At 56.9% G+C, this 13175-nt stretch carries 13 protein-coding genes; 2 read left to right on the top strand and 11 right to left on the bottom strand.

What is annotated here, in order from left to right; genetic code table 11:
- The first annotated feature begins 23 nt into the window (after positions 1-23).
- Positions 24-212: a hypothetical protein gene (locus ACTQ34_RS04875; RefSeq protein ID WP_373163381.1), complete on the top strand. Its 189-nt coding sequence runs from the start codon at positions 24-26 to the stop codon at positions 210-212.
- Between the two features lie 164 nt (positions 213-376).
- Positions 377-1570, top strand: a complete 1194-nt coding sequence (locus ACTQ34_RS04870) for a helix-turn-helix domain-containing protein (protein WP_441362764.1) — start codon at positions 377-379, stop codon at positions 1568-1570.
- Between the two features lie 10 nt (positions 1571-1580).
- Here the strand turns inward: ACTQ34_RS04870 and ACTQ34_RS04865 are convergent, their stop codons facing one another.
- From ACTQ34_RS04865 to ACTQ34_RS04815, 11 genes are all read right to left on the bottom strand, one after another.
- The gene (locus tag ACTQ34_RS04865; protein WP_441362763.1) at positions 1581-2231 is read right to left on the bottom strand and encodes a ComF family protein; all 651 of its coding nucleotides are present in this window, start codon (positions 2229-2231) and stop codon (positions 1581-1583) included.
- 51 nt (positions 2232-2282) lie between these two features.
- A complete protein-coding gene (locus tag ACTQ34_RS04860) occupies positions 2283-3461 on the bottom strand; it encodes an LL-diaminopimelate aminotransferase (RefSeq protein ID WP_441362762.1) in 1179 nt (392 codons plus the stop codon).
- Positions 3448-5064 (bottom strand): CTP synthase, encoded by a 1617-nt coding sequence (locus ACTQ34_RS04855; protein WP_441362761.1) that lies wholly within the window; start codon positions 5062-5064, stop codon positions 3448-3450. The genes ACTQ34_RS04860 and ACTQ34_RS04855 overlap by 14 nt, the downstream gene beginning before the upstream one ends.
- The gene (gene dapF / locus ACTQ34_RS04850) at positions 5061-5906 is read right to left on the bottom strand and encodes a diaminopimelate epimerase (RefSeq protein WP_441362760.1); all 846 of its coding nucleotides are present in this window, start codon (positions 5904-5906) and stop codon (positions 5061-5063) included. The genes ACTQ34_RS04855 and dapF overlap by 4 nt, the downstream gene beginning before the upstream one ends.
- Before the next feature lie 180 nt (positions 5907-6086).
- Positions 6087-6662, bottom strand: a complete 576-nt coding sequence (locus ACTQ34_RS04845; RefSeq protein WP_441362759.1) for an ANTAR domain-containing response regulator — start codon at positions 6660-6662, stop codon at positions 6087-6089.
- Positions 6663-6701: 39 nt separating this feature from the next.
- Positions 6702-8021 carry a glutamine synthetase family protein gene (locus tag ACTQ34_RS04840; protein WP_441362758.1) on the bottom strand — a complete coding sequence of 440 codons (1320 nt, stop codon included), beginning with the start codon at positions 8019-8021 and terminating at the stop codon, positions 6702-6704.
- Between the two features lie 50 nt (positions 8022-8071).
- Positions 8072-8800 carry a glutamate synthase gene (locus ACTQ34_RS04835; RefSeq protein ID WP_441362757.1) on the bottom strand — a complete coding sequence of 243 codons (729 nt, stop codon included), beginning with the start codon at positions 8798-8800 and terminating at the stop codon, positions 8072-8074.
- Entirely contained in the window at positions 8800-10038 is a 1239-nt protein-coding gene (locus ACTQ34_RS04830) for an NAD(P)/FAD-dependent oxidoreductase (protein ID WP_441362756.1), read from the bottom strand. Before ACTQ34_RS04830 ends, ACTQ34_RS04835 begins: the two co-directional genes overlap by 1 nt.
- 5 nt (positions 10039-10043) lie before the next feature.
- Entirely contained in the window at positions 10044-10472 is a 429-nt protein-coding gene (locus ACTQ34_RS04825; protein ID WP_441362755.1) for a 4Fe-4S dicluster domain-containing protein, read from the bottom strand.
- A gap of 14 nt (positions 10473-10486) precedes the next feature.
- Positions 10487-11992, bottom strand: a complete 1506-nt coding sequence (locus ACTQ34_RS04820; protein WP_441362754.1) for a glutamate synthase-related protein — start codon at positions 11990-11992, stop codon at positions 10487-10489.
- Positions 11992-13089 carry a class II glutamine amidotransferase gene (locus ACTQ34_RS04815; RefSeq protein ID WP_441362753.1) on the bottom strand — a complete coding sequence of 366 codons (1098 nt, stop codon included), beginning with the start codon at positions 13087-13089 and terminating at the stop codon, positions 11992-11994. The genes ACTQ34_RS04820 and ACTQ34_RS04815 overlap by 1 nt, the downstream gene beginning before the upstream one ends.
- Between the last annotated feature and the right edge of the window lie 86 nt (positions 13090-13175).

Below are 13175 nucleotides of genomic sequence, written 5' to 3'. Positions count from 1 at the left end.
TCAGCAGGAAAGGATGTTATGTTATGAAGAAACTCTGGTGCTTGTTCCGGCGCCGGTTTGCTACCGGAAATGATAAAATGTGCGTTGCATTTTCTGAGACAGAGGGCCGTGTTCGTGCTTGTCCTTATGAGACCGAGGAAGAAGCAAAGGCCAAGTGCCCGGAATATGCGTTTAACAACCGTCATGATGGTGATGGTGAGGGAGTCGAATAACCCCGTGTACTTATTGGCAAGAAGCCCCGAAGGAGACGTCTTTCGGGGCTTTCTTTATCGAAAATGGCAGAGGCAACCGCTGGTTGACAAAAAGAAACGCTGAGTTGGTGGCGATTTTTCGGTATATCAGGCACACTGAAAGCACAGAGAGGAGGTGCCCCCATATGACAACAGGGGAGAAAATTGCAGCGCTCCGGCGTGAGAAGGGCTTGAGTCAGGAAGCACTGGGCGAAAAGCTGGGGCTGTCCCGGCAGGCAGTAAGCAAGTGGGAAGCTGATCAGGCCATGCCGACAATGGATAATCTGGTTGAACTGAGCCGACTGTTCGGTGTGCCGGTGGATACGCTGCTGCGGCCAGACGAGCCGCTGCCGAATAAAGAGCAGAAGCCGCCGGATGGGGTAAACATCGCACCGGATGGCTTTAAGATCACGTATTCACCGGTGCTGACACAAAAGACCAAATGGTTTATCATCGCAGTCGCGCTATTGCTGTTTGTGAGCGTTATCGGGAATGTATTTTCGATCGGATATGTACAAATGCTGCAAACACAAGTAGAAAATCTGCGGTTGCGTGTAGAAGACATGTCTGCACAGATGCAGCAGACGGGTGAGGAATACGCTCCGGCAGAGGGGCAACCCGAAGAAGATGCCTTGTCGGACTATGATATTGCTTATGATCTGAAATATAACCCGAACAAGACAGTAACGACCACGCTTGAACTGTCGCTGTCTGCGCGGCCCAAAGAGCTGAACCCGGATACCGATATCCCAAAGTTTACAATTCAGAGTGCGGGCGAAAGTTGGACGTGTGCGGCGATTCTGGAACAGGATAATTCCTATGTGGGCAGAACAGAAATCCCGATGCGGGACGCATTTACCGTATACCTGACGCTATCGGACCGTGAGAGTGGGGGAGTGCGCAATCTGCTGCTCGAAACCGTCAGCGGTGTGGAAAATGAATTTGATATCTCTTGCGGATACACATGGCATGGCAGTGAGAATGCAAGCAACCCGGATGACAATGTGGTGCGGGTACAAAATGACGTCACCGGTGTGTCCGGCACAATTTCGGCGTTTTGGTATGGGATATATGCTATACCAATGCGGTGCCATCCGGTCAGTGCACGGATAGTATTGCGGCAAGGGGGTACCGAGTTGCAAAGCGCAGCGTTTTCGGCACCTGAGTGGGATGCGGATTTGGAGCGTTACCATACGGAATGTTCGGTCGACTGGACGGTGGACATCCCGCCGGAGCAATTGCAGCTGATGATGGAATATACCGATAATTATGGCCGCGTGTATCAGCTCGTACAGGATGCAAAAGATGGTGGAGAAACAGAAATAACCTTTAACTTTTAGCAAGACTTTTCTATTTACCAGACGTGCGCGCCGCAGCCAGCACATATACCCTCGTTGCGCCCATTTCGCGCAGCAGATTGACCGCTGCCGCAGCCGTTGCGCCCGTGGTGATGATGTCATCCACCAGTACGATCGACTTGCCGCGCACCTCGGTGTTTTCCCGCGGCAGCAGCGCCCGTTCCGCGTTTTTCTGCCGTGCGGCGGCATTCTTCTGTGTAGATTGCTTGGGCGTAAACGCGCGCTTGCGCAGCGTCGCCCGACAGGGCAGGCTAAGCGGTTCCGCAATGGCTTTTGCCAGCAGTTCGGCCTGATTGTAGCCGCGCTCGCGTCTCCGCAGCCAGCCAATCGGCATGAAAGTGACGAGGTCGGGCTGCCATGCATCCAGCCGATCGGCCAGCAGCGGCAGCATCTGTGCGGCAAACCAGTCCGCATAGTGCTGCTTATGCTGAAACTTAAACCGCTGCATTGCATACTTGACTTTTCCGGTGTAGTACAGCGCAGCTACGGTGTCCGTTGCACCTGGAATATGGATGGCTTCGGTGCAGCGGTAGATTTGCCGTATCTCAGATGCGCAGGTAGGACACAACATGGCCCTGCCTGTCCCGGCGGCGGGCAGCATTTCGCCGCACAATACACACCGTTTGGTAAATAAAACTCCCATGTGTATTCCTCCTGCATGACAAAAGGGCTGTCCGACGGACAGCCCTTTGATTTACTTGGAAAGCAGCTTTTTCAGGCGTTCTGCCGCTTCGAGCGTACGCTTCTGGTCGCCGAAGGCAGTAAGACGGAAGAAACCGTCACCGTTCTTGCCGAAGCCTGCACCCGGCGTACCAACTACGTTGGCGTTTTCGAGCAGATAGTCGAAGAACTCCCACGAACCCATACCGTTCGGGCACTTGAGCCACAGATACGGGCTGGACTTGCCGCCGGTGTACCAGATACCGAGCGAATCGAGCGTTTCGGAGAGCACCTTGGCGTTCTGCTTGTAGTAGCCGAGAGTTTCCTTGATCTGCTTCATCCCTTCCTCGGTGAAGCAGGCGGCCGCACCCTTTTGCACGATGTAGGGCACGCCGTTGAACTTGGTGGTCTGGCGACGCAGCCACATCTTGTTCAGCTTGCCATCCATGAGTGCCTGCGGGACAACCGTCCAGCCGCAGCGCGTGCCGGTGAAGCCTGCCATCTTGGAGAACGAGCAGAACTCAATGGCACAGGTCTTTGCGCCCTCGATTTCATAAATGGAGCGTGGCAGGTTTTCGTCTTCGATGAAGCACTCATAGGCCGCGTCATACAGGATAACGGCATTCTGCGCATTGGCATAATCTACCCAGGCCTTGAGGCCCACGCGGTCGTATGCCGCACCGGTCGGGTTATTGGGCGAGCAGATATAGATGATATCCGCATTGACGGAAGCGTCCGGCAGCGGCAGGAAACCGTTTTCCGCGGTCGCATCCATGAACACAACCTTGCGGCCCGCCATAACGTTGGTATCCACATATACCGGATAAACCGGATCGGGGATGAGCACGGTGTTGTCTGCGCCAAAGATGTCGAGGATGTTGCCGAGGTCGCTCTTTGCGCCGTCGGAAATGAAGATTTCGTTGGTGTCGAGCGTGACGCCGTGGGTCTTGTAGTAGCCGACGAGCGCTTCGTGCAGGAAGCCATAGCCCTGCTCGTCGCCGTAACCGTGGAAGGTTTCCTGCTTTGTCTGATCCTCGACCGCCGCGTGCAGCGCGTCGATGACGGCAGGCACGAGCGGACGGGTGACGTCGCCGATGCCCAGACGGATGATGTCCGCTTCCGGGTGAGCGGCGGAATATTCGTTTACCTTGCGTGCGATCGTGGAAAACAGATAGCTCTGCTCCAGATTGTCATAGTGCTTATTGATCTGCATGTTCTTTGCTCCTTTTCAGCGATGCTGCGACAAACGCCTTGAACAGCGGATGCGCGCGATTGGGACGGGACTTGAACTCGGGGTGGAACTGCACGCCGATATAGAACGGATGGTTCGGGATTTCGACAGTTTCCACCAGCTCGCCCGTGGGGGAAGTGCCGGTGATATGCATGCCGTAGCCTTCGATTTGCTCACGGAAATTGTTGTTGAATTCATAGCGGTGGCGGTGGCGTTCGGAGATCATCTCTGCGCCGTAGGCGGAAGCCATGATGGTATCCGGACGGATTTTGCACGGATATGCGCCCAGACGCATCGTACCGCCCTTTTTAGAAATGCCCTGCTGGCTTTCCATCAGGTCGATGACCGGATGGGTGGAATCCGGGTCAAACTCAGATGAGTTGGCGTCCTCAAAGCCGAGCACGTTACGCGCATAGCTCATGACCGCAATCTGCATGCCGAGGCAGATGCCAAAGTAGGGGATGCCTTGCGTGCGCGCATAGTTCGCCGCGCAGATCATGCCCTCAATACCGCGCGGACCAAAGCCGCCCGGCAGGATGATGCCGTCAACCTCGCCGAGCAGCTTGTCCACGGTTGAATCGTTGATTTCCTCGGAATCGACCCAGTCGATATCGACAAAGCAGCCGGTTTCATAGCCACCGTGCTGCAATGCCTCCGCAACGGAGAGGTATGCATCGTGCAGCTTGACATACTTGCCAACCAGGGCGATTTTGACGTGTTCTTTACGGGAGGCGATGCGCTCAAGCATCTCTACCCATTCGCTCATATCACCCTTGGGCGCGCCGATGGCAAGTTCGCGGCAAACGATGTCAGACAGATGGCTCTCCTCGAGCATCATAGGTGCCTGATACAGCACGGGCAACGTGCGGTTTTCGATGACGCAGTCCTCCTGCACGGTGCAGAACAGCGAAATCTTGCGCTTGATGTCATCATCGAGCGGTTGATCAACGCGGGCAACAATGATGTCCGGGGAAATACCCAGACCGCGCAGTTCCTTGACCGAGTGCTGGGTGGGCTTGCTCTTAGGCTCGTTCGACCCGGAGATGAACGGCACAAGTGTAACGTGAATAAACAGGCAGTTGCGGCGGCCGACCTCGGTTGCCACCTGACGAATGGCCTCGAGGAACGGCTGGGATTCGATATCGCCGGTCGTGCCGCCGATTTCGGTGATGACCACGTCTGCCGAGGTCTTTTTGCCAACCGAGTAGATAAACGACTTGATTTCGTTCGTGATATGCGGGATGACCTGCACGGTTTCGCCCAGATACTCGCCCGCGCGCTCCTTGTTCAGGACGTTCCAGTACACCTTGCCGGTGGTCAGGTTGGAGAATTTGTTCAAATCCTCGTCGATGAAGCGCTCGTAGTGGCCGAGGTCGAGGTCGGTTTCTGCGCCGTCGTCGGTGACGTATACCTCGCCGTGCTGAAACGGGCTCATCGTGCCGGGGTCAACATTGATATATGGGTCCAGCTTTTGTGCGGCAACCTTGAGGCCACGGCTCTTAAGCAGGCGGCCGAGCGACGCGGCCGTGATGCCCTTGCCCAGACCGGAGACAACGCCGCCGGTCACAAAGATATATTTTGTCATAACTCGATTTCCCCCTTAAATACGGTCGTTGCCGCGCCCGTCATGAACACGGTCTGGTCGGTGTAGCGCACGGTCAGGTCGCCGCCGCGCAGATGTACGGTGATATCCTCGCCTTTTGTTGCGCGTCCGGTCAGCACAGCGGCCACGCCTACCGCGCATGCACCTGTGCCGCAGGCCCAGGTTTCACCCGAGCCGCGCTCCCACACGCGCATCTTGAGCGTGCCGTCCGGCAGGACGTTTACGAATTCCGTGTTGACGCGTTCCGGGAACAGCACATGGTGCTCAAATTTGGGGCCGATCCGCTCGAGGTCCAGCCCGTCGATGTCCTCATCGAGGAAGAGGACGCAATGCGGATTTCCCATGGAGACGCAAGTCATGTGATACACCTTTTCGTCTACGACGATTGGCGCGCCGATGACCTTCTCGCCTTCCATGTCAACCGGAATGTCGGCTGGATTCAAGATGGCCGCGCCCATATCCACGCGGGCAGATACCATTTTGCCGTCTTGGACGGTCAACTCAAGTGTTTTTACGCCCGAAAGCGTGTCGACCGTGATGGTGGTGCGTCCGGCGGTCATACCGTTGTCGTACAGATATTTGCCGACGCAGCGAATGCCGTTGCCGCACATCTTGCCCTCCGAGCCGTCGGCGTTAAAAATGCGCATCTGCGCATCTGCCTTGTCCGAAGGGGAGATCAGGATGATGCCGTCGCCGCCGATGCCGAAGTGCGGCTCACTCAGCCGGACGGAGAGCGACGAAGGATCGGGTACCGTCTGGTCAAAACAGTTGAAATAAATGTAGTTGTTGCCGCAGCCGTGCATCTTGGTGAAGGACAGCTTCAAGCGGGCTCCCTCCTTGGTATAACAAAAAATGGTATATGAGCAGGCCAATCAGCAGGCAGTTGCTCATATACCATTTAGTATATCATAATCCGCCGGGAATTTCTCTATCCATTTCAAAAAAAGGGGAAAAAATTTGTCGCAGCGAGATAGATAGTTTGGGCGGTATCGCACAAAAGCGGGTCATTCCGGCGTGCCGCCGGAGATAATATGTTCCGCAATTTCCCGCTTGGTGCGCCGCTGATTCATGGCCTGCTGCTCAATATAGGCGTGCGCTTCGGGTTCGCTCATCGAGCAGCATTCAATCAGCAGGCACTTGGCGCGGTCGACCAGACGGATATCCTCGATGCGCTGTTGCAAACGGCGGTTTTCCTTGCGCAAGCCAGTCAGACGCGAGCGTGCGGCGCGCGTCATACGCAGCGCCTGTAAAAACAGCGTGCGCGAGAGCGGTTTCGGTACGACAAACACGCCGTCATCCTCTACTTTTTCGGCAACGCTGTCAGCCACCTCGGCTTTCGCCAGCAGGATAACGCCTGCAAGCGTATCGCACGCAGCGGTTTGTGCCAGCTCGTGACCGAATTCATCCGGCAGCGGCGTATTGATTAGAACCAAGTCAAAGTCGCCGTCCACCAGTGCACGGCGGGCCTCCGAACCGGAGGAGACTGCAACGGTTTTGGCCTGCACGCCGCAGGAGGTGAGAAATTGTGTCAGCATGACATGGGATTTTTGCGTGGCGGAAACGATCATAATGCGTTCCAAGCAGCGTTTCCCTCCTTTCGGGTAAGGATGGGAGTGAAATCAGTAGCGCTCGAAGTACAGCGCACGTTCGGCGGAAAAGCGGTCGTCCGCCAGCGCGATGCGGTCATGCTCGACCTGTTTGGCGGCGAAAAACGCTTCGCGCGTCTTGGCCGGCAGATGACGGGCGATAAAGGGGCTGTCTTGTGCGCAGCGGATGGCTTCGCACAGTGAACCAGGCAGTGCCTGATACTGGGCGCGCACCGCGTCCGAGGCGGTGAACAGATTGTCGTTGCACGCGGGAGCAAGGGGGAGCTGTTGTTCGATGCCATCCAGACCCGCGTGAATAAGCAGGGCAAAAACAATATAGGGATTGATGCAGCCGTCGAATGAGCGCACTTTCATGCGGTTGGCCAGTTTGCCGTTGGCCAGCGGCACGGCAATTAGCGGAGAGCGGTTCTGATGCGACCAGGTGATATACTTGGGGGCTTCAAACTCACCCAGCCGTTGGAACGAATTGGTCAGCGGATTACCAAATATGGTCATTTCCGCCGCATGCTGTAAAATGCCTGCGACAAAACTGCGGCCGGCTTCACTCTGGTCAAAGCCCGGATGGAACAGATTTTCTCCGTTTCGCATGATGGAAATGGACAGGTGCAAACCGCTGCCGGGAATGCTGGGCAGGGGCTTGGGCAGGAATGAGGCGTACAGGCCGCTCGACGCGGCCATGGACTTGACAACCCACTTAAAGGTGACAAAATTATCCGCTGCCTCAAGCGCTTCTGCATAGCGGAAGTCGATTTCGTGCTGTCCGGGGCCTTGCTCATGATGCGAAGATTCCGGCTGGATATTCATTTCCTCGAGTGTCAGGCAGATTTGGCGACGCACGTTTTCTGCTTTGTCCAGCGGCGCCACGTCGAAATATTCGCCGTGGTCGTGCGGAATGATGGTGGGGTGCCCGTTTTCATCCAGCTCGAACAGATAGAATTCGCTTGCCGTGCCCATTGTGATGGAATAGCCCGACTGACGGGCGCGGCGGCCTGCTTCACGGAGCAGACGACGGCCGTCGCCCTCGAAGGGTGTGCCATCCGGATAACGGATATCGCAGTAGAAACGCACCACACGTCCCTGTGCAGGCCGCCACGGCAGCACGGACAGCGTTGCCGGGTCGGGGAACAGCAGCAGGTCGGATGCGTCTACGTTGAGGAAGCCGCGCAGCGAGGATGCATTGAAGTGGATGCCGTGTTCAAACGCACGGGTCAGCTCGGTGGGCATGATGGCAATATTTTTCTGGTTGCCAAAGATATCGCAAAAGGCCAGACGGATGAATTTAACGTCATTCTCCTCGATAAATTGTATGACTTCGTGCATGGTGGTATCCATAAGAGCCGCGCTCCTCTCTGAAAAGTATGATATGCCGATGAGGCACAAAATCAGGATTCATAGGTATAAAGCTGATGGTAACCGGCTTCCGGATTGGGAGACAGCACATAGTATTGCTGTCCGAGCAAAGCGGCAGCGTCGCCGCCAAAATGACGGCAGTATTCTTCAACATACGGCGCGATGCCATCGAGGTCCGCCTGCGACGCCGGGCTGACCAGCACCTGACGCGGCAGACCGGCCGGGGCTTTATCACATCTTAACACAATTTTGCCGCCGTGCATACCGGTGCCGCAGAAATTTCCCGCAGGGTATGCGCCGTTCTGTCCTTGGCCCAGTACTAGAATCAGGCCGCCGGCCTGATATTCGCCGAGGAACGAGCCGGCTTTGCCGCCGATAACGATGACAGGAAAGTGCTGCTCATAGGCCTTCATATGAATGCCGCCGCGATAGCCGCAGTCGCCCTCGATGAAGATGCGGCCGCCGCGCATGCCGTAGCCGCAGGCGTCGCCCACGTTGCCGTGGATGATAATATCGCCTTTGTTCATGGTGTCGCCAACCGCTTCCTGTGCGTTGCCAAACACCTCGATGGTCGAGCCGCTCAGGTACTGACCGAGGCCGTTGCCGGGCGTGCCGTGGATGGTGATGGTGTGGTCTGCCGAGCCGCAGCCGATGTATCGCTGGCCGATTACGTTTTCGACCGTAATGTCAGTGTCGTCAATCGCGCGAATCTGCTCATTGAGCTGCTGATAATAAGTAAGGTTTGCCTGTACGGTGGTCATCAGTGTGCGCCTCCTAACTTTTTCGCGCGTTCGGCGCGGGAGAATGCCATCAGCTGCGGCTTTTCACGAATGAGGTCGAAGTCGATGGTGTCGAGTGGGGTGCGCTCTCGGATAAGAGAGGTATAGATGCCCGCGCGATCCACGTCCCCAATCATAATGAAGCCGACCAGATGGTTGTCGCGCGTCACCAGCAGCTTGTAGTGCTCGTCGTCCTGTTCGAGATAGGTTTCGCCGTCGTAAGAGCCGGCAGTAATCATATGCAGACCCATAAAGCCGGATGCGTTCATGGGAACGGCCTTGTCAAAGGACGTGTTGCCACCCGCCATGTTGCGTCCTGCGGTCTCACCTTGCATATAGGCATTAGGCAGGATGGCGAGAATACGGTCGGTGTCCGCAGTGATGTCATGCGATACCGTGCAGTCGCCCGCCGCGTAAATGTCCGGCACAGTGGTGGCGGAGCGGTCATCGGTCAGAATGCCGCGGTTTACTTCGCAGCCTGCGTCCGCTGCCAGTTCGGTATTTGGCCGCACGCCAACCGCAATGACCAGCACATCAAAGTCAATTGTGCCGCCGCTTTGCAGGGTGGCGGTGCTGCCGTCAAAGCGGGCGACGCTGTCCCCGAGGATGAAGCGCACACCCTTGCTTTCGATATGCTTCTGGATGATAGCGGCAGGTACTTCGGTCAGCACGTTGGGCAGGATGCGGGGCGCAAGGTCGATGACGGTCAATTCTTTGACGCGCTGGTAGATGCCCTCGGCACATTTCAGACCAATCAAGCCCGCGCCGATGATGAGTACGCGCTTGTCGTTGTCCTCGCCCAGCATGGTGTTCAGCCGCTTGGCGTCATCCAGCGTCATAAAGCTGGTCCTGTTCTGCACAGTGTCCAAGCCCTCCATAGGCGGGACGAACGGCCGTGAGCCGGTGCAGATGCACAGCTTGTCATACGGCACGGTTTCTCCGCCCTCGAGCAGAACGGTCTTTGCCGGAGCGTCAATTTTGGTGACGGTGCAGCCGAGCATGGTTTTGACACCGTTTTTCTCATAAAAATCAGCCGGACGGTAGTGCAGCATTTTGTCCTCGGTTGTTTTGCCGAGCAGCAGATAGGAGATGAGCGGACGACCGTACACCGGATAAATCTCATCCGAAATGACCGTGATGGGACCGGTGGAATCGACGGCGCGGATGCCTTCAATCGCGCCGACCGCGGCGGTGCCATTGCCAATAATCACGTAATTCATGCGTTTCACCTCTCCTCGTACACAATGGCCTTGTTCGGACAGCCCTGTACGCACATGGGCTGGCCAAACTCGTTCTTGGCGCACAGCTCGCATTTCTGGATTGCGCCCTCGTTGGAGGTCGACAGCGCGCCGTACGGACAGGACAGGATGCAGGTGTAGCAGCCGACGCACTTGTCCGAGTCAATATGCACCGCGCCATCCACGATGGTCAGTGCGCCCGAAATGCAGCCCTTGACGCACAGCGGGTCGGTGCAGTGGCGGCAGGAAACTGCAAAGGAAATGTTGTTGCGCTCCTCAATGCGGATACGCGGCGCAATTTTATGGTCTTTGAGCGCCTTAACCATCGAGGACTTGCCGGAGTTGGCAAAGGCACAATAATATTCGCACAAATGGCAGCCAAGGCACCATTTTTCATTAACATAAACCCGTTTCATCGTCGCTTTCCTCCTTATTCGCCCGCGTGCTTGATGCCGAGGATGTCAAGCTCCTTCTGGGTCAGGCCCAGACCGCGCAGCATCAGTCGGTTGCCGCGCAGCGCTTCAATCGAGTTGATACCCATGCCGCCCATCATTTCTTTCAGCTCATGATCCCATGCGGTGACCAGATTGATCAGGCGCTGGGAGCCGATATCGGGGTTGAGACGCTTCACCAGTTCGGGGCGCTGGGTCGCAATGCCCCAGTTGCACTTGCCGGTCTGGCAGGAGCGGCACAGATGGCAGCCGAGCGCGAGCAGAGCGGAGGTGGCGATGTAGCAGGCGTCCGCACCGAGCGCGATGGCTTTCAAGAGGTCGGCCGAGTTGCGAATCGAGCCGCCGACAACCACGGAAACCTGATCGCGGATGCCCTCGTCGCGCAGCCGCTGATCGACCGCTGCGAGCGCCAGCTCGATCGGAATGCCGACATTGTCACGGATGCGGGTCGGAGCTGCGCCTGTACCGCCGCGGTAGCCGTCAATGCAGATGACGTCTGCGCCCGAGCGGGCAACGCCCGAGGCGATGGCGGCCACATTATGTACGGCTGCAATCTTGACCATAACCGGCTTTTTGTATTCGGTCGCTTCCTTGAGCGAGAACACGAGCTGCCGCAGATCCTCAATCGAGTAGATATCGTGATGCGGGGCAGGGGAGATGGCGTCCGTGCCCTCCGGGATCATACGGGTCTTGGAAATATCCGGACCGACCTTGTGGCCGGGCAGATGACCGCCAATGCCGGGCTTTGCGCCCTGTCCCATCTTGATTTCGATGGCTGCGCCTGCTTCCAGATAGTCCTTGTGTACGCCGAAGCGGCCGGACGCAACCTGCACGATGGTGTGCGGGCCGTATTGATAGAAGTCCTGATGCAGGCCGCCCTCGCCGGTGTTGTAATAGGTGCCGAGTGCGCAGGCCGCGCGTGCAAGCGATTCATGCGCGTTGTAGGAAATCGAGCCGTAGCTCATTGCGGAGAACATGATCGGCACATTCAGCTCGAGCTGCGGGGACATATTGGGAATCAGGCGGCCGTTTTCGTCGCGCGCAATCTTGCCCGGCTTTTTGCCGAGGAAGGTTTTTGTCTCCATCGGCTCACGCAGCGGGTCAATCGAGGGGTTGGTGACCTGCGATGCATTGATGAGGATTTTGTCCCAGTAAATAGGATACGGTTCCGGGTTACCCATCGAGGACAGCAGTACGCCGCCCGAACCCGCCTGACGGTAAACCTCAGAAATGGCCTTGCCCGTCCAGTTGGCGTTTTCCTTAAAGGTGTGGTCGGTCTTGACGATTTTCAACGCGCGCGTCGGGCAGAGCGAGACGCAGCGGTGGCAGTTGACACATTTGCTCTCGTCCACCATCATCTTTTCAAATTCGGGATCGTAAAAATGCACTTCGTTGGCGCACTGCCGCTCACAGGCACGGCAGGCGATGCAGCGGTCGTAATTGCGTACGACCTCGTACTGCGGATACAGAAAATCAATAGCCATTACTGCTTCCCTCCGTCGTTTAAGCTCACAATGACAGCCTCGCCGCCGCGCGGTGCCCATACCCGATCAAGTTCGGGCGCAATCACGCGAATGGCACATTCTTCCGAGGCAATATATACGGTTTCGTCCTTTTCGCCGACTACCATGCTGCGTAGCTTGAGGCGGTCGTTGAGTGCCATCAGCCCGCCTTCGTAGCCAACCAGAATGGAGAAGGGCCCGGTGACCATCAGAGAGGCGAACGCGTTGCGCAGATAAGTGAGGCGCTCACGCTCGGCCGGCTCCTGCTTTTCAATGGTAGACCAGAACGGCGCGGCGATGACGCGGCTGATCTCCTCGAGCGTCAGCCCGAGCTTGCGGCCGAGATAATCGACGATGTAGGTGATAACCTCGGTGTCGGTCAGCAGGTCGCACGAATAGCCGAACATTTCAATAAAACGGCGGTTTGCATCATAAGAGGAAATTTCGCCGTTATGTACGACCGTGGTGTCCAGCAGTGCAAACGGATGCGCGCCGCCCCACCAGCCGGGCGTGTTGGTCGGATAGCGGCCGTGGCAGGTCCACGAGTAGGCTTCGTATTCCTCTAACCGGTAGAACTCGCCCACATCCTCCGGGAAGCCGGATGCCTTGAATACACCCATGTTCTTACCAGAAGAGAAAATGTAAGCGCCGTCCAGCGTGTGGTTGATGCGGATGACGAAGCGGGCGACGAATTCGCGCTCATCGAGCTGACTGGCTGCCAGCTTGGTATGCAGGGGGGTGACGAAATAGCGCCAAATCATCGGCTCGTCAGTGATACGGGGATGGCGGCGCGTTGGAATCTTGGAAAGATTGACAATGTCGAAGTGCCGCTCCAGCTCTTTTTCACATTCATCCTTGGCGTTCTGCGTATCATAAAATACATGGAACGCATAGAAGTCTGCGTACTCGGGATAAATGCCATAGCCGGCGAAACCGCCGCCCAGACCATTGGAACGGTCGTGCATGGTGCGGATGGAGTCGATGATGCGCGTGCCGTTCTCCCGTGTGCCGTCCTTGTGGAAGATGCCGGAGATCGCACAGCCGGCGGGAATACGGATTTTGCCTTCTTTTTGCAACATGGTGCTTCCTCCTTTATATATGCGCGATATGCGCGTTGCAGGGCGTCCCGCTGCGGGGAGGCCGGCCGCCGGCGCGCTTTCATCGG

Origin of the sequence: Agathobaculum sp. LCP25S3_E8 (assembly GCF_052117165.1) — a bacterium.
Lineage (GTDB): Bacteria > Bacillota > Clostridia > Oscillospirales > Butyricicoccaceae > Agathobaculum.
This window is presented reverse-complemented; position numbering and strand designations above follow the sequence as displayed.